Genomic DNA, 21,785 nt, shown 5'->3' with positions numbered 1-21,785 from the left:
AAAACCCAAAGGCCGCTCCGACACATCAGTCGGGGCGGCCTTTGCTATTTGGCCTCGCGGGTCAGATCAAAGCCTGCGGCAATGGCGCAGATCACGCCATACATCACGACGGCCGAGTATCCGGCGACAGCGATATCGTCCGGCGGCGGTGTGGTCATGCCAAGATAGAACAGGCCCAGCAACAGCGCCGTGGCGATGAAGGGCCAGACCCGGCCAAAGCCGCCCCTGGCGCGCGTGCCGGTCAGATAGATCGCCATCGAGCCGAGAAAAATCGTCAGCTCCAGCCCCATGGCGACGGGGAAATTATTCCATAGCCCGAAACCGAACTTGATATCCGAGCCGGGGTAGAGGAGCAGATCCGGCACATGCACGATCAGATCGGTCAGCCAGTGCGAGAACACCGCCGCACCGACGACGATACCGCCGAGCGTCTTGTCGCGACGGGCAAGCGCCGCCCAGACCAGACCGGCGCCGAGCGACCAGACCAGCGCCATGACCAGGCTGTGCGTCCAGGGCATGTCATAGAGATCGAGACTGTTCGATGCGGTGAAGCCCTCGATGATACGGACATGTTCAACGCCCGTCGCGATAAAGACGCCCCAGGCGATATCGACCAGCTGCACAGCCGCGAACAGGACCCAGAGCGGAACGGTTTTCGCGATGCGCTTGCCGATGAAGGCCGGCGCGTAATGACCGATGAACATGATGGCACTCCCCCGTTTGAATTGCGGGGATGCTAGCAGTCAGCGCTTGCGCGACGGAAGTGATTTCTCGCTGGCCGTGCCGCAGACGCGGGGGACGTCAGTCAACAGTGCGCCCTTCAGGGCCCGAATAGGCGCGTTCCACCTTCGCCACCCGCAATTCATAGTGTGTATACCAGCGATCAATCCCCATTTTCTGGGCAACCAGATGCCGGGCGAGACCCTTCCAGGCCGCGATGCTGTCCTCGTCGCGCCAATAGGACACCGTAATCCCCAGCCTGTCCGCATCGCGGGCGCTTTCTGCACCGAGACAACCGGGTTGCTCAAGGGCGAGCGCATGCATCGCATCGGCCATGGCGCCATATCCGTTATCATTGTCAGCCAGCAGGTTGGTGAAGATAACCGCGTAATAGGGCGGCTCGGGCGTTTTGGAAAAGCGGTCGGATGGTATCGTCACGGGATCAGCCCTTCCGGTTTAACATGGCCCGGCCTCAATGCCCCTCGTAGGACACCAGGGCCGAAACCGGCACACCAAGCGCCTCGATGCGTTTGGCCCCGCCCAGTTCAGGAAGGTCGATGATGAAGGTGGCACCGACCACGGTGGCACCCGCGCGGCGCAACAGCCGGATCGAGGCCTCGGCCGTGCCGCCGGTGGCGATCAGGTCATCGACAAGCAGCACCCGGTCGCCCTCGCGCACGGCATCGGTATGGATCTCGATCGTGTCGGTGCCATATTCCAGCTCGTATTCCTCCGACAGGGTCCGCGAGGGCAGCTTGCCCTTCTTGCGCACCGGCACGAAGCCGACGGAGAGCTGGTGCGCCACGGCGCCGCCGAGGATGAAGCCGCGCGCTTCGGTGCCGGCCACCTTGTCGATCTTGGCGCCGGCCCAGGGCTGGACCATCTGGTCGATGGCGACGCGAAAGGCGCGCGCATCGCCGATCAGGGTCGTGACATCGCGGAACATGATCCCCGGCTTGGGATAATCCGGAATGGTGCGAATGGCGGCTTTGAGATCGATCAAGTCGTTTCCCCTCAAGGGTCAGGCGTGTTGATGGCCGGGCGGCACCAGGTTTTCGCGCCGGGCGGCCTCGATCCAGTCGCGATAGTCGGCATCGGCGAGCAGGCTATCGCAATAGATTTGCGCAGCAGGGTCAAGCGGCACGGCGAAGTGATGAAAGCGCGCGGCAACCGGCGTGAAGAAAGCGTCGGCGATGCTCCACTGGCCAAACAGGAACGGTCCTTCATCGCTGCGCACGCCTGCCCACATTGCCTGGATGGCAGCGATATCGCGGCGCGTGGCCTCGTCAAGCGCGACGGGCGCCACCGGCCGGCACAGGTCCATCGGGCAGGAGCGGCGCAGCGCGGCGAAGCCGCTGTGCATGGACGCGGTCACCGCGCGAGCGCGGGCTCGCATTCCCGGGTCGGAGGGCCAGATCTGCGGTGCACGCTCTGCGGCCCACTCGCAGATCGCCAGCGAATCCCAGATCACCTCACCGCCGGTCTCGAGCACGGGCACGGTGCCGCCAGGCGACAGCGCCTCAAGGGCGGCGCGCGTTTCGGGCCGGTCGAGCGGGATCATGTGCTCGTCGAAGGCTATCCCGGCCTTGCGCAGGGCCAGCCAGGGCCGCAGCGACCAGCTGGAAAGCTGCTTGTTGCCGATATGAAGGACGGGACGACCCAAATCAGTGCTCCAGCAATTCCGCCGCCCGCGCCCGGTCGAGCGCGATACGGCAATCTAGGACGATTTCCTCGCGCGAACTCTCGCTGACAAACATGAGTGAACCGCGGCGGGCGCATTCGGCATCGCGATACTGCATCCAGATGGCCTGGGCGTTGTCGAGACTGGCTTCGGCCTGGAACATGCCACCGGAATCGAGATCGGAATCCCGCGCCTCCTCGCGCGCCTGTTCCTGCGCGGCCTGCAATTGCGTTTCTGCTTCGCGCAACAGCGTATTGAGGCAGCTGCGCCGCGCGCGCGCATCGGTGACATGCTCGGCGCATTCAAACGCCGGCCGCGGATTGGGCGCCCCGATTTGAGGAATATCACCCTGGACAAACAGGGACATCACAAGAACCAACATCGAAAACTCCCGAACACAACAGCCGCCTTTATGGACGAGGGCTGGATCGGGGAAAAGGCTTGTTGGCTTCCACCGCCGGATTTCCAGGCAAGACGGGGCCTCCTAACCCAGGACACGCCCCGCAATCGCGGCCAACCGGCGCACCATCTCCGGATCGCGGGCGGACGGCGGGGTGATGATGGCGGTATCGAGCACGGTCTCGATGCCGTCAGGACCCGGCATGCGCGCCTGCTCGGACATGGCCAGCACCAGCCGGTCGAGCAATTGGCGCACCTTGACGGTATTGCTGCGCATGACCTCCAGCACCAGCGCCGCATCGACGCTGTGGGTGTGCTCGCGCCAGCAGTCATAATCAGTGACCATGGCGATCGAGGCATAGGGCAGCTCGGCTTCGCGGGCGAGACGGGCCTCGGGCATATTGGTCATGCCGATCACATCCATGCCCCATTGCCGGTAGAGCTCGCTCTCGGCGCGGGTCGAGAATTGCGGCCCCTCCATCGCCAGATAGGTGCCGCGCGGCGTCACGGCGATGCCGGCGGCGTCTCCGGCCTCGGCGGCGAGAGCCGAGAGGCGACTGCAGACCGGTTTCGCCATCGGCACGTGGGCAACACAGCCCGGACCGAAAAAGCTGCGCTCGCGGCCCTCGGTGCGATCAACATACTGGTCGACCATCACGAAATGGCCGGGCGGCAGCTCCTCGCGCAGCGAGCCACAGGCCGAGATCGACAGGATATCGGTACAACCGGCCTGCTTCAGCGCCGCGATATTGGCGCGAAACGGGATCGCGGCAGGCGGCAGACGATGGCCCTGGCCATGGCGCGGCAGGAAGACCAGCGGCACGCCATGCAACTCGCCGAAGGTCAGACGCTCAGACGGCTCGCCCCAGGGCGTCTCGATGTGCTCATGGCGCACATTGGCGAGGCCATCAAGCTGATACAGGCCGGAGCCGCCGATTATGCCGAGCGTCCACTGACTCATCGCCCATCTCCCGGTGGTGACACGAAAAAGGGCTGCGAACTCACGTTCGCAGCCCCTTGTTCATACGGTGTGTGAGGCAATCAATGCTTCACATTGGCCCAGATCTGACGATAGGCCAGATAGACCAGGATCGCGAAGATGAAGAGATAGATCAGGACCATCACGCCCATCTGCTTGCGCGCTTCCATGTGCGGATCGCCGGCCCAGGTGAGGAAGGTGACGACGTCTTCCGCCATTTGTTCCATGCTTGGCTCGGTGCCATCGGCATAGGTGACGAGACCTTCCGACAGCGGCGGCGCCATGGCGATGACAGCACCGGCGAAATACGGGTTGTAGTGCTTGCCCGGGGCGATGGTGACATCGTGCGGCACTTCCTCGCCATAGCCGAGCAGGAGCGAGCGGATATAGTCGGCGCCATGGCTGCGGGCCTTGACGATCAGCGACAGGTCCGGCGGCAGGGCACCGCCATTGGAACCGCGTGCCTGCTGCGGATTGGCAAAGGGTGCCGGGAAGGCATCGCTGGGCAGGCCAGCGCGCTCGAACATGTCACCGGCATCATCCGGGCCATCCTCGATCATGTAACCGGCCGCAATCTGCATCACGATGGCATTGTCATTGGCGTTGGGGAATTCCTCGCTCTCGAACGGGCCACCAGGCTCGCCGAGATTGCGGAAATGCACCAGATCCAGCGAGTGACAGCTGGAACAGACTTCCTGGTAGATCTGCAGGCCACGCTGCAGGGCCTGGCGGTCGAACGTGCCGAACGGGCCGGCATTGTGCCAGTGGTGATGCTCGGGTGCGCGCTGCCCGGCGGTCGAGGCCCAGGCAATGCCGGAGAGGCCCAGGGCTGCCACGGCGGCGACGAGAATACGGGTCATCTTCATGTCTATCGCCCCTATGCCTTGGCCGAGCCGAGGACGGCCGCTTCGATGGAAGCAGGACGATCGATCGGCTTCTCGATAATTCCCATCACCGGCAGGATGATGAGGAAGTAGGCGAAATAATAGAATGTCAGCAGCTGCGCGAACCAGACGAATTTGAAACCCGTCGCCACGCCTTCGGCGTCATGGCCGATCGCGAAGACGAGATCGTCAGGGTTTTTCGCACCGCACCAACCCAGGCCAAGACAGGCCAGGAGGAACAGGATGAAAAACACCCGCGTCACCGGACGGAAGCGCATGGAACGCACTTTCGAGGTGTCGAGCCAAGGCAGCACGAACAGGATCAGGATGGCACCGAACATCGCAATCACGCCGCCAAGCTTGGCGTCGATCGGGCCGATGTCGAAGGTGATCGCCCGCAAGATCGCGTAAAAGGGCAGGTAATACCATTCCGGAACAATGTGGGCCGGGGTCGAAAGCGGGTTGGCCGGGATGAAGTTGTCGGCATGGCCCAGCACGTTCGGCAGGAAGAAGACGAAAGCCGCGAAGATCATCAGATAGACGAGGATCGCGAAGCCGTCCTTCACCGTGTAGTACGGGTGGAAAGGCAGCGTATCCTTCTTGGTCTTCACCTCGATACCGACCGGATTGCCATTGCCCGGCACGTGCAGCGCCCAGATGTGCAGGATCACGACACCGGCGATCACGAAGGGCAGCAGGTAGTGCAGCGAGAAGAAGCGGCTCAGCGTGGCCTGACCGACGGAGAAACCGCCCCAGAGCCATTCGCGGATCGCATCACCGATGAAGGGCAGAGCGCCGATCAGATTGGTGATCACCATCGCACCCCAATAGGACATCTGACCCCAGGGCAGGACATAGCCCATGAAGCCGGTCGCCATCATCAGGAGATAGATCACGACACCGAGGATCCAGAGAATCTCGCGCGGCGCCTTGTAGGAGCCGTAATACAGCCCCCGGAACATGTGGATATACACAGCCACGAAGAAGAAGCTGGCGCCGTTTGCGTGCATCGATTGGATCAGCCAGCCGAACTTCACATCGCGGCGGATGCGCTCGAGACTTTCGAACGCCATGCTCTCATGCGGCACGTAATGCATGGCCAGCACGATGCCGGACACGATCTGGATGACGAGGAAAATCGCGAGGATCCCGCCGAAGGTCCACCAGTAGTTCAGATTCCGCGGCGTCGGGAAATCGACGAAGCTGTCATAACCGAGGCGGATGATTGGAAGGCGGTCATCGAGCCATTTCTCGATCGCCGTACCCGGCTTGTAGGTCGAAGGACCGCTCATGATGCACCCCACCCTGATTGTGCAGCTTCTTCAGGCGACAGACCGATCTTCACGGTCGTTTCCGTTTCAAAGTAATAATCGGGAACCGGCAGGTTCTCCGGAGCCGGTCCGCGGCGGATACGCGCGGAACCGTCATAGTGCGAGCCGTGGCATGGGCAGTACCAGCCATCATAATCGCCTGTATCGACGCCAATCCCCAGCGGCACGCAGCCGAGATGGGTGCAATTGCCTTTGACGATCAGATACTCGGGACGCAGGACGCGGTTCTCGTCAGCGCCCGAAAGGTCGCCCATTCCGGCATTGAGGTTGCGCGAGTTATCGTCCGGCAGATCGCTGAGCGAAACCGCGCGGGCCTCGTCGATCATTGCCTGCGTGCGGTGGCGGATGAACACCGGGCCGCCGCGCCACATCACCGTAATCTCGGTGCCATCGGTCACCGAGGACACATCCACTCGGATTGAACCGAGTGCCAGCGTATCAGCGGCCGGGTTCATCTGATCGATGAAAGGCCAGATCGCCATGCCGGCACCGATCGCGGCAGCGCCTGTGGCCGCGATATAGATGAAGTCGCGGCGAGATGGTTCCTGACCATGTTCACCGAGCGCGCCGTTCTGTTCCGTCACGAGCCGACCTCTTCTCTTTTCTTAAACGGGGTCACGCGAATGCGTCCCCCTGCCCCAGATAACTTGACGTCTTCGCGCAAGCGCGGTTTGACGCCGTATAACCTAACGCCGGATTGGCTGACCAGTGCGTGGCGCAATGCCGCACACTGAATTCGACCTCCGGCCTGTGCGCGGCTTAAAATGCGGATCGTTTTTTTTCAACCTGATATTCCGCAAAATCTTGGGGCGGCGATGCGCGTGGCCGCCTGCTTCGGTGCGGGTCTGGACATTGTGGAGCCCTGCGCATTCCCCTTAACTGACAGGAAAATCCGCGCCGCTGCGATGGATTATGGTGCGGCAATATCACCCACCCGGCACGCCTCATGGACTGCATATCAAAACAGTGAAGAAGCTGCACACGGTCGCCTCGTCCTGTTCACAACCGCCGGCGCCGGCGACATCTGGGACTTCGAATTTTCTGCAGATGACCGCCTGCTTTTCGGCCGCGAAAGCGCCGGCGTCCCCGAAAACGTCCACGAATCAGCGGACGAACGGGTGCGAATTCCGATTCGCGAGGGCATGCGTTCACTCAATGTGACGGTCACGGCGGCAATTGCCCTGGCAGAAGCGAGCCGACAGCTGCGCTGAGGCGCCAGATTTGCGGTGACGCCCCTCTTGCACTCGGAATGCCGCATCAATTATGCCTTGCGCTGCAGTGCAACATGTGACCATCTCTCCCTTGCCTGCGCACCGCGCGTAGACGCCAAGGTGAGTCATGGCGCGCAGGGAGTACCGGCAGACGGCTGCTTTTTCGCTTCCGACCGCCATCAGCGCCCCCGGGTATTTGCCACTTGCTGGCCGGTATCGCAGAGGCATCGCCGAGCGGCTGACCTACGCAAGCTTCTTTTAAAAATTATTCGGTGCAGCGTGCGGACGAATCCGTGCGCGCGCCTCAATATGAGTGTCAATTTGACCCAATTTGCAGACCTCGGCCTCGCCGAACCCGTCCTGCGCGCCATTACGGCCGCCGGTTATGAAACCCCTACCCCCATCCAGGCGAAAGCCATCCCGACCCTGCTCGAAGGGCGCGACCTGATCGGTATCGCCCAGACCGGGACCGGCAAGACGGCTGCCTTCGTGCTGCCTTTGCTGACGCGCCTGGCCCAGGCCAATGAGCGCCCCAACCCACGCAATTGCCGCGCCCTCATCTTGGCGCCGACCCGCGAGCTGGCTGCCCAGATCGACGACAGTATTCGCGACTACGCCAAATTCATGAAGCTCAGCCATTGTGTGGTTGTCGGCGGCGTGAAGCCGCGCCCGCAGATCAAGCGGCTTGAAGGCGGCGTCGACATCCTCGTCGCCACGCCGGGCCGTCTGCTTGACCATGTCTCGACCGGCGCCCTGCGCCTCGATGGCGTCAAGATGGTGATCCTCGATGAAGCCGACCAGATGATGGATCTCGGCTTCATGCCGGCGATCCGCCAGATCATGTCCAAGCTGCGCAAGACGCGCCAGACCATGCTGTTCTCGGCCACCATGCCGCCCCAGATCCGCAAGCTGGCCAGCGATTTCCTCGACAATCCGGCGGAAGTCAGCGTCGCGCCGCAATCCAGGCCGATCGAACGCATCGAGCAGAGCGTGCTGTTGATGGACGCCTCGGCCAAGCGCAATGCGCTGCGTGACATCCTCAAGGCCGAGGACGTCAAACTCGCCATCGTCTTCACGCGCACCAAGCGCGGCGCCGACCGTGTCGTCCAGAACCTGGAGAAGGACGGCCTGCGCGCCGCCGCGATCCACGGCAACAAGAGCCAGAACCAGCGGGAAAAGACCCTCGCCAACTTCAAGAATGGCTCGGTCAACATCCTGGTCGCAACCGACATCGCCGCCCGCGGCATTGATGTCGACGGCATCACCCACGTGGTGAATTACGAAATGCCGACCGTGGCCGAGGTCTATGTCCACCGCATCGGCCGTACCGCGCGCGCCGGCACCGATGGTGTCGCCATTGCGCTGGTCGAGCCGGACGAGCGCACCATGCTGCGCGAGATCGAAAACCTGATCGGCAAGTATCTCACGGCCGAAGGCGCCGCCCTGCACATTCCAAAACCGGTCAAAAAGCCCGGTGGCGGCAATCGTGGTGGTGGCGGTGGCGGCCAGCGCCGCGGCGGTCGCCCGCAGGGTCAGAGCGTGACGGCAGCCGGCTCTCGCAAGCCAGGCAGACGCCGCCCCGGCCAGGGTGGCCAGCGCAAGGCGGGCTAAACCGCTACGAGTTGTCGCGGGCCGCGAATGGCCCGCGGCCTTGCCCTTCGCGGCAGGCGCCCTATTGATGGCGCCATGACAACGACAGACACACACACCGCCAGCACCGATCTCGACAGCCGCCGCGCCAAGGCCCGCGCCTGGTTCGAACAATTGCGCGACATGATCTGCGCCGAGTTTGAACGCCTCGAGGACGAGGCCCCCAACGATCTCTATCCCGGTGAACCGGGACGTTTCGTACGCGAGGCCTGGTCTCGCGGCGATGGGTCTACCGACCAGGGCGGCGGCATCACTTCGATCATGAAGGGCCGTTTGTTCGAGAAAGTCGGGGTTCATGTCTCGACCGTGCATGGCGAGTTTTCCGAACAATTCCGCGCCCAGATCCCCGGCGCCAGCGAGGACCCGCGCTTCTGGGCCTCCGGCATCTCCCTGATCGCGCATATGTGGAACCCGCACGTGCCCGCCGTGCACATGAATACGCGCTTCATCACCACCACGAAGGGCTGGTTCGGCGGTGGCATGGACCTGACCCCGGTGCTCGATCGTTATCGCACCCAGGAGCATGAGGACGCCTTCGATTTCCACGCGGCGTGTCAGCAGGCCTGCGACAAGCATGGCGATGACTTCCACGCCCGTTTCAAGAAATGGTGCGAGGATTATTTCTTCCTGCCGCACCGCAATGAACCACGTGGCATTGGCGGCATTTTCTACGACCGTCACGACACCGGCGACTGGGACGCCGATTTCGCCTTCACCAAGGATGTCGGCCTGGCCTTTCTCGACATCTATCCGCAGCTGGTGCGCCGCCGTATGGCGACGCCCTGGACGCCGGACGAGCGCGAGGAACAACTGGTCCGGCGCGGGCGCTATGCCGAGTTCAATCTCCTGTATGATCGCGGCACCAAGTTCGGCCTCGAGACCGGCGGCAATGTGAAGTCGATCCTGTCCTCCATGCCGCCCGAGGCGAAATGGCCGTGATGGGCGGTCGGGGCAAACAACCGCCCGGCGGAAAATCTTGCCCGGTGCATCTTGCCGTTCTTGCGGAGTCCGCAGTCTGAAAGCAAGAATCTCCCAATAAATTCAATGCCGCAATCCCGGCACACTTGTTGCGACCCCGCCTGCAATGCAGAGGCGTATGAGGGGGCGTGAATGTCGGATCTGAGATTGACGGGCGTGACACCGGGCGTGTCGGACTGGTTTGCAAAACTGCAGACCCAGACCCGCGAAGCAACCGGGACTGCGATCGAGAGTTCAAAGCCTGCGCCGGCCGGCGACAGCGCCCCTGCAGCACCGGTTGCGAGCGGTGGCCGTCTGGAACGCAGTGACAAGACCGCCCCCCTCCCCAGCGCTGACGAAAATGCCCTGGTCAGCGAATTCCTGAAATGGGCGCATATGTCGCCGGCCGAACGAATCCGGGCGCAATATCTCGGAGAGGAAGGCCTCACGGAAGAGGCCCTGAAAGCCCTGCCCAAGGAAGAGCGCGACGCGGTCGAGCTGGAAATTGCGGCACGGATCCAGGAAGCGATCGGTGGCACCGGAGAGGTCGGCCAGACTGTCTCGAGTGCGGCCACGCAACAGGCGAACGCCGCCTACCAGCAGACCTCCCGGCTTCTGGCCGAGACCATGACCCTTTCGGGCTGACCCCAGCGCAAACAGATGTGAGCAAACAATCGCAGTCCCGGACTGCATCCATTCCGCTCCACCCGTGCATCCTAGCAACAGGAATGCAGCGGAGCGGGAACGAACATGTGCCAGCAACACACCGATTGCAAAATCCGGCGTTTCCAGGCGAGCCTCGGTCGCACCGCCTTTTCACCGCATCGCCACGACGTGTACACACTCGGACTGACCCTGCGCGGTGTACAGTGTTTCAACTATCGCGGCGGCGCGCGCCGATCCCTGCCCGGGGAGCTTGTCGTGCTCCACCCCGACGAATTGCACGACGGCCATGCCGGCACCGATGACGGCTTCACCTATCGGGCCATCACGATTCAACCAGGCGCCCTCGGCTCCATTCTGCCTGGCCGCGCCCTGCCCTTCATCGAAGGCGGCCAGTCAGCCCACCCCGGTCTCCTCCAGGCTGTCAGAACAGCCCTGTCGCACCCGGCGGACGAGCTCTCCCCGCTGCAGCAGGACGAGGCCCTGTTCAATATCGCGACCGCCCTGCACGCCGCCTCCGGCCAGGCCGCGCTTGACGGCCAGCTCGACGCTCGCGCCAGCGAACGCGCCCGCAGCTATATACACGACCATCTCGCCCAGCCGGTCTCGATGCAGGATCTGGAACAGGCCGCGGGGCAGGATCGCTGGCAACTGTCACGAGACTTTCGCCGCCTGCACGGCACCAGCCCCTATCGCTATCTGCTGATGCGGCGCCTTGATGCCGCACGCGACCGCATCCAGCGGGGCGAGAGCATCGCCCAGACGGCACTGGCCTGCGGGTTCAATGATCAAAGCCACATGACGCGCCATTTCAAGGCGGCCCACGGATTGAGCCCGTTTCGCTGGAAGCGTAGCGTCACACCAGTAGCGCGAAGCGCCCGCACAATCGTGCAAGATTGAAACCGGGGACGATGGGAGAAGAGGCGGTGTTCGCAATTCGGTGAACCGCTTCATCCCTCTAATCCGATGGTATCACAATGCCTGTCTACGCCCCGCAGAAACCCCGCTTCCTTGTGCTCGAACTTGGCGCGGCGATCGCCTGCCTGATCCTGACGAAAATGCTGTTCGACCCGATCGCCTGGCGCTTTGCAGGTCCGATGTCGATGGCCTGCACCATTGTTTTCATCGCCCTCATGGCCCGTCTGAGGTCTGAGACCTGGTCTGACTTCGGCCTGCGGGGGCTGCCGGGGCTGAAACCAAAGCTCTGGTTCCTGCCCCAGGTCCTGCTGGGCATGGTCGCGATCATGGGTTCCGGTGCCATCGTCGGCCTGGGCGGCGAGGCCCTGGGGCTTTGGGACATGAGCGCCACCCCCTCCGGCGTTGAGGATCGCTTTGCCGGGACCACCGGCAATCTGCCGCGCTATCTGATGTGGATGGGGCTGGGCATTGTCAGCGGCGGCTTTGGCGAGGAAGTCTTCTTTCGCGGCTATCTGATGCGCCGCATCGAAGGAATTTTGCCCGCCACTACCCTGCGGCCTGTGCTGATGGTGATCCTGCCGGCGCTGATGTTTGGCGGCGTGCATTTCTATTATCAAGGCTTGCAGGGTCTGCTCTCGATCGCCGCCATCGGCTTTGCCATCGGCACGCTCTACCTGCTCTACAAGCGCAATCTCTGGCCGCTGATCGTCGCCCACGCCCTGGTCGATTCGATCGGCTTCACCGCGCTCTATCTCGGGGTTGAGGTGTAGCGCTCCAGCAAAAAGCCCCGGTCGACGACCGGGGCTTTTTCATTCGAGGATCAGCGCATAACCACTAGTGCTTCAGGCGCGCGATCAATTCTTCCCTGGTCGGCTCGAAACGTTCAGCAATCCAGTGCGCCTTGAGGGCGTCCATCGCATCGCCGAGCATCGGGCCGGGCTCATAGCCGAGCAGAATGAGGTCGCCGCCGGAGACCGGGAAATCGGGCTGTTGCCATTCGCGGGCGAATTTGGCGAGCAGGGTCCAGTCGCGCGGTGGCGGCGCAACATCACCGGCGGCGCTAAGCCGCACCTGGTCTTCAAAGGCGCGTGCGCCGAGCGACATGATCGCCCGTTCTGCTGCGGCCATGTCGGTAAAGGCTGCCTCGACCTCGCCGCAGAGCGACGGATCGACCGCGCCCTGCAGGCGCTGGCTTTCAGCATTCGACATTTTCAGTTTGGCTGCCATGATCCTGATCCTTTCGGGTCCGCCGCCAACCAGTGCCGCAAACCGCAAAAGCGGGTCGGGTTCCAGGCCGGCAGAGATATCTTGGTTTATAATACCTCCAAGGATTCTTAAGTTTCCGTTCACTCCCAGAATTTCCGACAGGATCCCGTGCTCGGCCATCACTGCGATCGCCGGTCCCGGATCGGGCGCGGCGAGCAGTTTCTTCAGCTCCGACCAGACGCGTTCGGCCGACAGGGTGTGCAGCCCCTGTTTCAGCCGCGCCGCTGCCTCCACGCCCTCCCGGTCCGGCGCGCCGGCCCCGTACCAGGCCTCGAAGCGGAACAGGCGCAGGGTGCGCAGATAATCCTCGCGGATGCGGTTTTCCGCCGAGCCGACAAAGACGAAACGGCAGGGATCAAGATCGGCGAGGCCGCCTGTGGGGTCATAAATTGTGCCGTTCCTGTCGGCATAGAGCGCGTTGAGGCGGAAATCGCGCCGCCGCGCGTCCTCATTCCAGTCCTGGGTGAAGGCAACGACGGCGCGGCGGCCATCGGTCTCGACATCGCGGCGCAATGTGGTGACTTCAAACGGACGCCCGCCGGAAATGATCGAGATCGTGCCGTGCCGGAGACCGGTCGGCACCGGTTTGAGACCGGCGGCGCGGGCCGCCTCGATCACCTGTTCGGGCAGAAGCCGGGTCGCGATATCGACATCGGCGACCGGCTTGCCGAGCAAGGCGTTGCGGATACAGCCGCCGACATAGCGCGAAGCGCCGGGCCGGGCCGCCTCGAGCGCGTCCATCACCGCCCGCGTCGCCGGGTCCTTCATCCAGGCTTGATCAGCCGGGTCGAGGCGAAGCGGTGCGGGTGCGGCGGCCGTCATTGCGGTTCGGTGGTGTCACCCGCCTCGGCATCGTCCGTTTCCACCTCTCCGGCGGGGACGAAACGGCCCGGAACGACCCGGCCATCGACAATGCGGGAGGGAATATAGATCTCGCCCTCATGTCCGCCGCGGCTCGATTCCACCAGCACCAGGGCAATCATCATCAGGACCGCCAGACCGGCACCGATCGCCGCCAGCCGCAGTGTCGGTGTCGCCTCGATCGGGTGCTCGGAACTGGACTGCCAGCGCCAGATAAAGAAAATCAGGAAGGGCAGGAAGAAGGAGGCAATTTCGAGAATTGTGATGCGGATCATGGTCTACCCATACAGCTTGTCGTGCAGCGACTTCAACAGACCTGCCGTAACGCCCCATATATAGCGATCTTCCCAGGGCATGGCATAGAAATGACGTTCCTGGCCCTGCCAGACACCGGAACGCTGCTGGTGATTGTGCGGATCCATCAGGAAATCGAATGGCGCCTCGAACACGCTGGCGACCTCGCCGGGGTCCGGCCTGAGGTCATATCCGGGCCGCAGCACACCGACGAATGGCGTGATGTGGAAACCGGTGCCGGTCTCATAGGACTCGAACCGCCCCACCAGTTCGACATGCTGCGCACCCACCCCGATCTCTTCCTCGACCTCGCGCAGCGCCGCTGCAGCGGGACCGGTGTCACCCGGGTCGAGACTGCCGCCGGGAAAGCTGATCTGGCCGGGGTGTTTCTGCAGATGGCTGGCGCGCTCGGTGAACAGCAGACGCGGCGGGCCGTCATGCAGGATCAGCGGTGCCAGCACCGCCGCCTGGCGCAGCTTGCGCCCGCTCGGCGAGGGAAAACCATTGAGATCGCCATCGCCGCGAAAGCCGCTGATGGTCTCATCATCAACCGGATCGAGCCGCTGGCGCATCAGATCGAGCAGGCCTTTAGTCGCGGGCATCGGCTTGCTCCAGCGGGAAGAAGACGCCGCCACTCCATACGCCTGCCACGCCCTCATGCTCGACGGCGAGTTCAGCCAGCTCGTAGAAGACCGGCCGCGACATCAGCGCATCGAGCCGGCCGCGAATGCGCACCAGCGGTGTCGGCTCGCCGGTGACGGGATCGATGCGGACATTGATCGGATGATCCGGCCCGGCTTCGGCGAGGTCATCAAAATTTGTCGTGAAGATCAGCGATTGCGCCTCGCCCTCGCCGGTGGCGTCGACACGCACGGCCACAAAGGGCGCGAGCTCGACCTGGATGGCGATTTTCTCAACCGGCGTCACGAGATAATGAACGCCGTCGTCATCTTTTCGCAAGATTGTGGAAAACAGCCGTGACAGAGGTTGGCGGGTAATCCGCTTGCCCTCATGCCACCACGAGCCATCCCGTTTGATGACCATGTCCATTTCACCACAGAATTCCGGGTGCCAGCGTTCGACCGGCGGCAGGCCGTCGCCGGCGCTGCGGGCCGCTTGCAGCAGGGACTGCATTGCATCTGGCATTTCAGGCGTTGAGGCCATGGACAGCTTTCATGCGTGACGCCATGCTCACAATAAGCAAATTGGCATATGAACCATCTGTATCGCGAAGGAATTTAGGACGATGACCGAGATGAATGAAGCCGGTACAGACTTAATTGCCCAGGCAGACGCAGCAACCGCCCGCTTGCAGCAGGTTCGCGAATCGATCAGCCGGGTAATTTTCGGCCTCGAGGACGAGGTCGAACTCTGCCTTGCCGCTATCCTGTCAGGCGGTCACGCCCTGCTGGTCGGCGCTCCCGGGCTGGCCAAGACGCGCCTCGTGCAGGCCATCGCGGTGGCGACCGGTCTCGAGACCAAACGCATCCAGTTCACGCCCGATCTGATGCCGGCCGATATTCTCGGCTCGGAAATCCTCGAAGAATCGGATGACGGCAAGCGCCATTTCCGCTTCCTGCCCGGCCCTGTCTTCTGCCGCCTGCTGATGGCGGATGAAATCAACCGCGCCAGCCCGCGCACCCAGGCCGCTTTGCTGCAGGCGATGCAGGAAGGCCATGTCACCATTGCCGGCGAGCGCCACGACCTGCCCCAGCCCTTCCATGTGCTGGCGACCCAGAACCCGATCGAGCAGGAGGGCACTTATCCGCTGCCGGAAGCCCAGCTCGACCGCTTCCTGCTGCGCGTCGACATTCCCTACCCGACCCGCGAGGCCGAACGCCAGGTCCTGCTCGCCACCACCGGCGCCGCCAGCACCGACGCGGTCAAGGTGCTCGATGCGGACGAGATCCTCAAACTCCAGGCCTTGGTCCGCGCCCTGCCGGTCGGCGAGAAAGTGCTCGATGCCATTCTCGACCTGCTGCGGCTGGCGCGTCCGGAAGAGACCGATGTCGAGGCCGTCCGCACCGGCGTATCCTGGGGGCCCGGTCCGCGTGCCGGTCAGGCCCTGATGCTGGCCTGCCGCGCCCGCGCCCTACTGCAGGGCCGTCTGGCCCCCTCGACCGAGGACGTCGCGGCGCTGGCCGAACCGGTTCTGAAACACCGCATGGCGCTGTCCTTCGCCGCGCGCGCTGACGGACATACGCTTGAGGGCTTGATCAAGTCGCTCGCCGAGCGGGCGGCCTGATCCCATGAGCGAGGGCGTCGATCGCCAGTCGGAATCGCGGGTCGTCCAGCTGCGCCACCAGGGCGAAGCGGCGGCTGCAACCCTGCCGGCCCTGATGGCCGAAGCGACGCGCATCGCCGCGACGGTTGCCCAGGGTGTGCACGGACGGCGCCGCGCCGGCGTCGGCGAGAGTTTCTGGCAATACCGGCATCATCGCCCCGAAGACGGCCGCGCTGCCGTCGACTGGCGCCAGTCGGCGCGCAGTGACCAGCTCTTCGTGCGCCAGAATGAATGGGAAGCAGCCAATACCGTCTGGCTCTGGCGCGACGGCTCGGCCTCGATGCGATTCTCGTCCTCGAAAAATCACGCCAGCAAGATTGACCGCGCCGCGGTGTGTCAGATCGCCATGGCGGCCTTGCTCACTCAAGGCGGCGAGCGTGTCGCGGTGCTCGGCGAGTCCGCGATTGCCCGCACCGGCGCGCTTGGCCTTGAACGCACCTCGCGCCGCCTGGCGCTCGGCCCCGGCGAGATGAGCGCTGTGGAAGCCCCCAATATCGGCCGTTTCGGACGCGTCGTGCTCGCGAGCGACTTCCTTGATCCGCCGGAAACCTGGGCGGCGCGCCTGTCACGTTTCTCGGCCATGGAAGCGGAAGGCGTGTTGCTGCGCATTGTCGATCCGGCCGAGGAAGACTTTCCCTATTCCGGCCGCACCCGGTTTGAAAACCCCGCCGGCGGCGACGGCCTGTTGTTTGGCCGCGCCGAGGAAGCGCGCTCGACCTATCGCCAGCGCTGGGCCGAGCATGGCGAAGCACTGGATGCGCTGGCGCGCCGCTTCGGCTGGTCGCTGGTGACCCATCGCACCGACCGCACCGCCACCAGCGCCGTGCTGGCCCTGTATCGCGCCCTGGCGAGGGATGTGTGATGTTTGCACTCGGCCCCCTCTCCTTCGGTGCTCCGCTGGCCCTGATCGGCCTGTTGAGCCTGCCCGTGCTGTGGCTGTTGCTGCGCGCGACGCCGCCGGCGCCCAAGCGCGCCATCTTCCCGCCGCTCCGCCTCTTGTTCGGTGCGCCCGATGATGCCGAGACACCGCAGCACGCGCCCTGGTGGCTGATCCTGTTTCGCCTGCTGATCGCGACGCTGATCATTCTAGGCCTGTCGCGTCCGGTGTGGACACCGCCGGCCGTGGTCACCGAGACCCGTCCGGAACTGATCGTGATCGACAATGGCTGGGCCGCATCGGCGAATTGGGGCGAGACCAGCCGGGAGGCGATCCGCCTGCTCGACGAGGCCGAACGCGACGGCCGTCTCGCCGCCATCGCCTTCACGGCCAATAGCGGCGAGGCCGCCGCACCGGTCCGACTCGACCGGCCGGACGCCGCGCGCCGTCTGCTGGCCTCGGCCGGAGCGATGGCCTGGAACGTCGACCGCCAGGGTGCCGCCGACCGTATCGCCGCTGCCCGCAATGATGGTGCGCTGACCGATGCGATGGCGGTCACCTGGCTCAGCGACGGCATCGACAGCGCCGGCAGCCGCGCCCTCGCCCGCACCCTGTCGGGGCTGGGTGATGTCCGCATCATCGAACCGGATAACGGCCGTGCCGCCCTCGCCATGGCGCCGCCGGAAGCGACCGCCTCGGGACTGTCGATCGAATTGCGCCGGGTTTCGACCGGCCTGCTACGCACCGCAGCGATCACGGCGCTGGGCAGCGATGGCCGCGCCATTGCCCGAACCGATCTGGACTTCGAGGCCGGCAGCGGCATCGCGCGCGCCGAATTGAGCCTGCCGCTCGACCTGCGCAACCGCATTGCCAGCCTGCGCGTCGAAGGCCCCGGGAGCGCCGGTGCCATCCGCCTGATGGGCGATCAATGGCGCCGTCCCCGCGTCGGCCTGATCGACGCCCCGAGCGAGGATGGCCAGCCGCTATTGTCTGACCTGCACTATGTCGAAAGCGCCATCGCCCCCTTCTCGCAGCCGGTGCGCGGCACGCTCGACGAATTGCTCGAAACCGAATCCGCAGCCCTGGTGATGGTCGATGATGCCCGCACCGATGATGACCGCATCGCCGACTTCGTCGCCAATGGCGGCCTGCTGATCCGCTTTGCCGGGCCGCGTCTGGCGGCGCGCAGCGACAGCCTGCTGCCGGTGGATCTGCGCATTGGCGGGCGCCTGCTCGGCGGCGCCCTCAATTGGGAAGAGCCGCAGCTGATCGCCCGTTTCGGCGATGATTCCCCCTTTGCCGGCCTGCCGACCGACCCCACCGCCACCGTTGACCGCCAGGTTCTGGCCCAGCCGGGCACCGCGACGCCGGACCGGGTCTGGGCCCGGCTCGAGGACGGCACACCACTGGTCACCGCCGTGCACCGCGGCCGCGGCTGGATCGTGCTCTTCCACGTCACCGCCGGACCGGAATGGTCTGACCTGCCGCTGTCGGGCCTGTATCCGCGCATGCTGCAACGCGTGCTCGGCCTCGCCCAGGGCGGCCCCTCGACCGGCCCGGCCAGCGGCGCCTGGGTGCTCGACCGGGCCCTCGATGCCCAGGGCCAGCTGACGACGGCGCCCAACAGCGCCCGCCCGGTCGCGGCCACGAGCTGGGATGCCGCCAGCGCCAGCCCGATCTCGCCGCCCGGCCTCTACCGGCTCGGCTCGGCGACCGCCGCCCTCAACGTCATCCGCGCCGACACCGCGATCAACGCCCTGCCGCGCGATTTGCCCGGCGTACAATTCGCCGGTCTCGACGGCCCGCGCCCGCTGCGCTTCATCGCCGGCCTGCTGACGGCGGCCCTGATCATGCTGGCGCTGGATGTGGTGCTGGCGCTCGCCCTGGCCGGACGGCTGCCGCTGCGTCTGTTCGGCGCTGCCGCCACCGCCTGGCTGATCGCCCTCGCCCTGCCGCTGTCACCAGCCGCTGAAGCGCAGCCGGCGACGGCGGCTCCTGCGCCGGTCAGCGATGACGCGTTTGCGCTGCAGGCCGCGCTCGACCTGCATTTCGCCTATGTCATCACCGGCAATGCCAGTGTCGATGCCCGCAGCGAGGCCGGGCTGACCGGGCTGAGCCAGGAGGTCACCCGTCGCAGCGCCATCGAGCCGGCGCCGCCGATGGGGATCAATGTCGAGACCGATCCGCTGATCTTCTTCCCGATGATCTACTGGCCCGTCGCCCGCGATGCGCCGGCGCTGTCACACGAGGCCGCAGCCCGCGTCAGTTCCTATCTGCAATCGGGCGGGCTGATCGTCTTCGACACCCAGGACGCCGATATCGCCATGCTGCGCGCTGGCGCGCCGCATCCCGGTCTGCTGACCATTCTCGACAGTATCGATGTGCCGCCACTCGGCCCGGTGCCCCCGGACCATGTCCTGACCCGCTCCTTCTATCTGTTGCAGGAGTTTCCCGGCCGCTTCTCCGGCGCGCCGGTCTGGGTCGAGGCCAATCCGGACGGCGCTTCGCGCGACGGCACATCCGGCGTCATCATCGGCGCCAATGACTGGGCCTCGGCCTGGGCGGTCGATGCCCAGGGCCGCCCCTCCGCGCCGGTCGAAGGCGGTGATCGCCAGCGGGAACTGGCGATCCGTTTCGGCGTCAATATCGCGATGTACGCGCTGACCGGAAACTACAAGGCCGACCAAGTCCACGTCCCCGACATTCTCGAGAGGCTGGGCCAATGAACGCGACCGCACTCGATTTCGCACCGCTCATCCCCTGGCCCCTGCTGGCCGGGCTGACTGGCCTTGCCCTGGTCGCGATCATTCTCGGGGCCTGGCAGAGACTGGCCGGCTGGCTGTGGCGCAGCCTCGCCGTCATCGCGCTGGCGCTGACCCTGGCCAATCCATCGCTGGTCGAGGAAGAGCGCGATCCGCTCGCGGATATCGCGGTGCTGGTCACTGATCGCAGTGCCAGCATGGATGTCGGCGCGCGCAGCGAAGCGGCTGATGCCATGGCCGACGCCCTGCGCCAGCAGGCCGACAGCGATCCGCTGCTCGAGCTGGTCGAGGTCGAGGCCGGCACCAGTGCCGATGGCACCATGTTGTTCGAGGGTCTCAATACGGCCCTCGCCAGCGTGCCGCCGGACCGGCTCGCCGGGGTCGTGCTGACGAGCGACGGGCAGATCCACGATGCCCCCGCCGATCCGGACAGCCTCAACCTCAATGCCCCCGTCCACCAGGCCATGGCCGGTGACCGCAATGCCGGTGACCGCCGCCTGGTGATCGAGGAAGCCCCGCGCTACGGCATTGTCGGCCAGACCGTCGCCTTCGTGCTGCGCGTCGAGGACGACGCAATGCAGGGCACCGCAATGGTCTCCTTCCGCTTCGAGGGCGGCGAGCCGCAAACCCACCGCATCCCGATCGGCCGCTCGACCCGGGTCGAAGTACCGGTCGAGCGCCGCGGCCAGAATGTGATCGAGGCCGAGGTCGAGCCCGGCCCGCAGGAATTGTCGCTGATCAATAACCGCGCCGCCGTCTCGGTAAACGGGGTGCGTGACCGGCTGCGTGTATTGCTGGTCACCGGCGAGCCGCACAATGGCGCCCGCGCCTGGCGCAATCTGCTCAAATCCGACCCTTCGGTCGACCTGGTCCACTTTACCATCCTGCGTCCGCCGGACCGCCGTGACAGCACGCCGGTGGAGGAACTCGCCCTGATCGGTTTCCCGGTTCAGGAGCTGTTCGTCGAACGGTTGAGCGAATTCGATCTGGTGATTTTCGACCGCTATCGCCGGCGCAACATCATGCCCCCGATCTATTTCGACTATATCGCCCGCTATGTCGAAGATGGCGGCGCGCTGCTGGTCACTGCCGGACCGCCCTTCGCCGGGGGCCCGAGCCTGTACCGGACGCCGCTGGCCGCCGTGCTGCCGGTACGGCCGACCGGCTATATCACCGATGGCGGTTTCACACCGCAGACGACTGCCGCCGGCATGCGCCACCCCGTCACAGCCGGGCTTGAAGGCGGCGGCGAAAATCCGAGCTGGGGCCGCTGGCTGCGCCAGATCCATGGTGTCTCGCTGGGTGGGGAAACCCTGTTACAGGCCCCTGATGGCAATCCGCTGCTGGTGGTCCAGCGCTCCGGCGAGGGGCGCGCCGCGATCGTGATGAGCGACCAGACCTGGCTGTGGGCGCGCGGCTTTGAAGGCGGCGGCCCCTATGCGGAAATGTTCCGGCGGGTCTCGCACTGGCTGATGAGGGAGCCCGAGCTCGACGAGGAAAGGCTTACCGCCTATGCCAATGATGGCGAGTTGCACGCCAATCGCGTCACCCTGGCCGATACCGCGCCGCCGCTGCAAATCACCTGGCCCGATGGCGAGCAACAGATCGCGAGCATGAGCCAGGATGCCGATGGCCGCTATTCCGTCGCCGTGCCGGCGAATGGCTCCGGACTTGTGCGCCTGCGTTCGGGCGATCTGACCACGGTCGCCGCGCTTGGCCCGCTCAATCCGCTCGAATATGCCGATCTGCGCCCGACCGGCGACCATCTCGCGCCGGTAATCGAGGCGAGCGGTGGCGGCCTGTTTGCGATCGGCGAAGGCAGCGATGCCCGCCTGCCCGACCTGCGCCGCACCCGCCTGGGGGCCGACCAGGCCGGCCGCGGCTGGCTCGGCCTGCAACGCAATGAACGCTATATCGTGCGCGCCTCCCGGAGCCGTCCGGTATTGCCGGCCCTGATCATCGCCCTGCTGATCGCCGCCTTCATGGGGCTGGGCTGGTGGCGCGAGGGCAAATAGTCCGGGGCCACCGTCATTGGGCGCAATGATGCC

Annotated in this window: 23 protein-coding genes; 10 read left to right on the top strand and 13 right to left on the bottom strand. The window is 65.0% G+C overall.

All coding sequences use genetic code 11. The features are described 5' to 3' along the window. Positions 1-44 precede the first annotated feature (44 nt). From ACN0YL_RS01830 to petA, 9 genes are all read right to left on the bottom strand, one after another. On the bottom strand, positions 45-704 hold the full coding sequence (locus ACN0YL_RS01830; protein ID WP_417496820.1) for a hypothetical protein: 660 nt from the start codon (positions 702-704) through the stop codon (positions 45-47). Between the two features lie 97 nt (positions 705-801). Then, positions 802-1,152, bottom strand: a complete 351-nt coding sequence (locus ACN0YL_RS01825) for an antibiotic biosynthesis monooxygenase family protein (RefSeq protein WP_417490849.1) — start codon at positions 1,150-1,152, stop codon at positions 802-804. 40 nt (positions 1,153-1,192) lie between these two features. Further along, positions 1,193-1,720, bottom strand: coding sequence for an adenine phosphoribosyltransferase (locus tag ACN0YL_RS01820; protein WP_417490848.1), 528 nt, complete (start codon positions 1,718-1,720; stop codon positions 1,193-1,195). 21 nt (positions 1,721-1,741) lie between these two features. Further along, positions 1,742-2,383, bottom strand: coding sequence for a glutathione S-transferase family protein (locus ACN0YL_RS01815; protein WP_417490748.1), 642 nt, complete (start codon positions 2,381-2,383; stop codon positions 1,742-1,744). A gap of 1 nt (position 2,384) precedes the next feature. Continuing rightward, a complete protein-coding gene (locus ACN0YL_RS01810; protein ID WP_417490747.1) occupies positions 2,385-2,783 on the bottom strand; it encodes a lysozyme inhibitor LprI family protein in 399 nt (132 codons plus the stop codon). A gap of 102 nt (positions 2,784-2,885) precedes the next feature. Continuing rightward, positions 2,886-3,761 carry an S-methyl-5'-thioadenosine phosphorylase gene (locus ACN0YL_RS01805; RefSeq protein WP_417496819.1) on the bottom strand — a complete coding sequence of 292 codons (876 nt, stop codon included), beginning with the start codon at positions 3,759-3,761 and terminating at the stop codon, positions 2,886-2,888. An 80-nt stretch (positions 3,762-3,841) separates the two neighbouring features. Further along, positions 3,842-4,639 (bottom strand): cytochrome c1, encoded by a 798-nt coding sequence (locus ACN0YL_RS01800; RefSeq protein ID WP_417496818.1) that lies wholly within the window; start codon positions 4,637-4,639, stop codon positions 3,842-3,844. A 17-nt stretch (positions 4,640-4,656) separates the two neighbouring features. After that, positions 4,657-5,955 carry a cytochrome b gene (locus tag ACN0YL_RS01795; RefSeq protein WP_417490744.1) on the bottom strand — a complete coding sequence of 433 codons (1,299 nt, stop codon included), beginning with the start codon at positions 5,953-5,955 and terminating at the stop codon, positions 4,657-4,659. Beyond that, a complete protein-coding gene (gene petA / locus ACN0YL_RS01790) occupies positions 5,952-6,578 on the bottom strand; it encodes a ubiquinol-cytochrome c reductase iron-sulfur subunit (RefSeq protein ID WP_417496817.1) in 627 nt (208 codons plus the stop codon). The genes ACN0YL_RS01795 and petA overlap by 4 nt, the downstream gene beginning before the upstream one ends. 180 nt (positions 6,579-6,758) lie before the next feature. Between petA and ACN0YL_RS01785 the strand changes: the two genes are divergently transcribed. From ACN0YL_RS01785 to ACN0YL_RS01760, 6 genes are all read left to right on the top strand, one after another. Beyond that, positions 6,759-7,205 (top strand): tRNA (cytidine(34)-2'-O)-methyltransferase, encoded by a 447-nt coding sequence (locus ACN0YL_RS01785; RefSeq protein ID WP_417496816.1) that lies wholly within the window; start codon positions 6,759-6,761, stop codon positions 7,203-7,205. 321 nt (positions 7,206-7,526) lie between these two features. Continuing rightward, positions 7,527-8,816 carry a DEAD/DEAH box helicase gene (locus ACN0YL_RS01780; protein WP_417496815.1) on the top strand — a complete coding sequence of 430 codons (1,290 nt, stop codon included), beginning with the start codon at positions 7,527-7,529 and terminating at the stop codon, positions 8,814-8,816. 75 nt (positions 8,817-8,891) lie between these two features. Continuing rightward, positions 8,892-9,794, top strand: coding sequence for an oxygen-dependent coproporphyrinogen oxidase (hemF, locus tag ACN0YL_RS01775; RefSeq protein ID WP_417496814.1), 903 nt, complete (start codon positions 8,892-8,894; stop codon positions 9,792-9,794). A 171-nt stretch (positions 9,795-9,965) separates the two neighbouring features. Continuing rightward, positions 9,966-10,457, top strand: a complete 492-nt coding sequence (locus tag ACN0YL_RS01770; protein ID WP_417490740.1) for a hypothetical protein — start codon at positions 9,966-9,968, stop codon at positions 10,455-10,457. Between the two features lie 105 nt (positions 10,458-10,562). Next, a complete protein-coding gene (locus ACN0YL_RS01765; RefSeq protein WP_417496813.1) occupies positions 10,563-11,375 on the top strand; it encodes a helix-turn-helix domain-containing protein in 813 nt (270 codons plus the stop codon). 77 nt (positions 11,376-11,452) lie between these two features. After that, on the top strand, positions 11,453-12,163 hold the full coding sequence (locus ACN0YL_RS01760; protein WP_417490738.1) for a CPBP family intramembrane glutamic endopeptidase: 711 nt from the start codon (positions 11,453-11,455) through the stop codon (positions 12,161-12,163). A 64-nt stretch (positions 12,164-12,227) separates the two neighbouring features. Here the strand turns inward: ACN0YL_RS01760 and ACN0YL_RS01755 are convergent, their stop codons facing one another. The 4 genes from ACN0YL_RS01755 to ACN0YL_RS01740 are packed head-to-tail and all read right to left on the bottom strand — an operon-like array spanning position 12,228 to position 14,948. Beyond that, entirely contained in the window at positions 12,228-13,481 is a 1,254-nt protein-coding gene (locus tag ACN0YL_RS01755; protein ID WP_417496812.1) for a CCA tRNA nucleotidyltransferase, read from the bottom strand. Then, positions 13,478-13,795: a DUF6111 family protein gene (locus ACN0YL_RS01750; protein WP_417496811.1), complete on the bottom strand. Its 318-nt coding sequence runs from the start codon at positions 13,793-13,795 to the stop codon at positions 13,478-13,480. Before ACN0YL_RS01750 ends, ACN0YL_RS01755 begins: the two co-directional genes overlap by 4 nt. Positions 13,796-13,798: 3 nt before the next feature. Next, entirely contained in the window at positions 13,799-14,416 is a 618-nt protein-coding gene (locus ACN0YL_RS01745) for a CoA pyrophosphatase (protein WP_417496810.1), read from the bottom strand. Continuing rightward, positions 14,403-14,948, bottom strand: coding sequence for a DUF1285 domain-containing protein (locus ACN0YL_RS01740; RefSeq protein ID WP_417468708.1), 546 nt, complete (start codon positions 14,946-14,948; stop codon positions 14,403-14,405). Before ACN0YL_RS01740 ends, ACN0YL_RS01745 begins: the two co-directional genes overlap by 14 nt. 112 nt (positions 14,949-15,060) lie before the next feature. Here ACN0YL_RS01740 and ACN0YL_RS01735 point away from each other — a divergent pair, with 112 nt between their 5' ends. Genes ACN0YL_RS01735 through ACN0YL_RS01720 form a run of 4 tightly spaced genes read left to right on the top strand, consistent with a single transcriptional unit; the run spans position 15,061 to position 21,752 of the window. Further along, positions 15,061-16,059: an AAA family ATPase gene (locus tag ACN0YL_RS01735; RefSeq protein WP_417490733.1), complete on the top strand. Its 999-nt coding sequence runs from the start codon at positions 15,061-15,063 to the stop codon at positions 16,057-16,059. Between the two features lie 4 nt (positions 16,060-16,063). Continuing rightward, on the top strand, positions 16,064-16,960 hold the full coding sequence (locus tag ACN0YL_RS01730; protein WP_417490732.1) for a DUF58 domain-containing protein: 897 nt from the start codon (positions 16,064-16,066) through the stop codon (positions 16,958-16,960). Beyond that, positions 16,960-19,701 (top strand): DUF4159 domain-containing protein, encoded by a 2,742-nt coding sequence (locus ACN0YL_RS01725; protein WP_417496809.1) that lies wholly within the window; start codon positions 16,960-16,962, stop codon positions 19,699-19,701. The genes ACN0YL_RS01730 and ACN0YL_RS01725 overlap by 1 nt, the downstream gene beginning before the upstream one ends. After that, a complete protein-coding gene (locus ACN0YL_RS01720) occupies positions 19,698-21,752 on the top strand; it encodes a hypothetical protein (RefSeq protein ID WP_417496808.1) in 2,055 nt (684 codons plus the stop codon). Before ACN0YL_RS01725 ends, ACN0YL_RS01720 begins: the two co-directional genes overlap by 4 nt. The last annotated feature ends 33 nt before the right edge of the window (positions 21,753-21,785 follow it).

It is taken from the genome of Maricaulis sp. (assembly GCF_048269565.1).
Lineage (GTDB): Bacteria > Pseudomonadota > Alphaproteobacteria > Caulobacterales > Maricaulaceae > Maricaulis.
This window is presented reverse-complemented; position numbering and strand designations above follow the sequence as displayed.

Coding starts and splice junctions, on each gene's coding strand:
- ACN0YL_RS01830 (WP_417496820.1), bottom strand. CDS start 704: ATGTTCATCGGTCATTACGCGCCGGCCTTCATCGGCAAGCGCATCGCG.
- ACN0YL_RS01810 (WP_417490747.1), bottom strand. CDS start 2,783: ATGTTGGTTCTTGTGATGTCCCTGTTTGTCCAGGGTGATATTCCTCAA.
- ACN0YL_RS01805 (WP_417496819.1), bottom strand. CDS start 3,761: ATGAGTCAGTGGACGCTCGGCATAATCGGCGGCTCCGGCCTGTATCAG.
- ACN0YL_RS01800 (WP_417496818.1), bottom strand. CDS start 4,639: ATGACCCGTATTCTCGTCGCCGCCGTGGCAGCCCTGGGCCTCTCCGGC.
- ACN0YL_RS01795 (WP_417490744.1), bottom strand. CDS start 5,955: ATGAGCGGTCCTTCGACCTACAAGCCGGGTACGGCGATCGAGAAATGG.
- ACN0YL_RS01785 (WP_417496816.1), top strand. CDS start 6,759: ATGCGGATCGTTTTTTTTCAACCTGATATTCCGCAAAATCTTGGGGCG.
- hemF (WP_417496814.1), top strand. CDS start 8,892: ATGACAACGACAGACACACACACCGCCAGCACCGATCTCGACAGCCGC.
- ACN0YL_RS01770 (WP_417490740.1), top strand. CDS start 9,966: ATGTCGGATCTGAGATTGACGGGCGTGACACCGGGCGTGTCGGACTGG.
- ACN0YL_RS01765 (WP_417496813.1), top strand. CDS start 10,563: ATGTGCCAGCAACACACCGATTGCAAAATCCGGCGTTTCCAGGCGAGC.
- ACN0YL_RS01760 (WP_417490738.1), top strand. CDS start 11,453: ATGCCTGTCTACGCCCCGCAGAAACCCCGCTTCCTTGTGCTCGAACTT.
- ACN0YL_RS01755 (WP_417496812.1), bottom strand. CDS start 13,481: ATGACGGCCGCCGCACCCGCACCGCTTCGCCTCGACCCGGCTGATCAA.
- ACN0YL_RS01750 (WP_417496811.1), bottom strand. CDS start 13,795: ATGATCCGCATCACAATTCTCGAAATTGCCTCCTTCTTCCTGCCCTTC.
- ACN0YL_RS01745 (WP_417496810.1), bottom strand. CDS start 14,416: ATGCCCGCGACTAAAGGCCTGCTCGATCTGATGCGCCAGCGGCTCGAT.
- ACN0YL_RS01740 (WP_417468708.1), bottom strand. CDS start 14,948: ATGCAGTCCCTGCTGCAAGCGGCCCGCAGCGCCGGCGACGGCCTGCCG.
- ACN0YL_RS01735 (WP_417490733.1), top strand. CDS start 15,061: ATGACCGAGATGAATGAAGCCGGTACAGACTTAATTGCCCAGGCAGAC.
- ACN0YL_RS01730 (WP_417490732.1), top strand. CDS start 16,064: ATGAGCGAGGGCGTCGATCGCCAGTCGGAATCGCGGGTCGTCCAGCTG.
- ACN0YL_RS01725 (WP_417496809.1), top strand. CDS start 16,960: ATGTTTGCACTCGGCCCCCTCTCCTTCGGTGCTCCGCTGGCCCTGATC.
- ACN0YL_RS01720 (WP_417496808.1), top strand. CDS start 19,698: ATGAACGCGACCGCACTCGATTTCGCACCGCTCATCCCCTGGCCCCTG.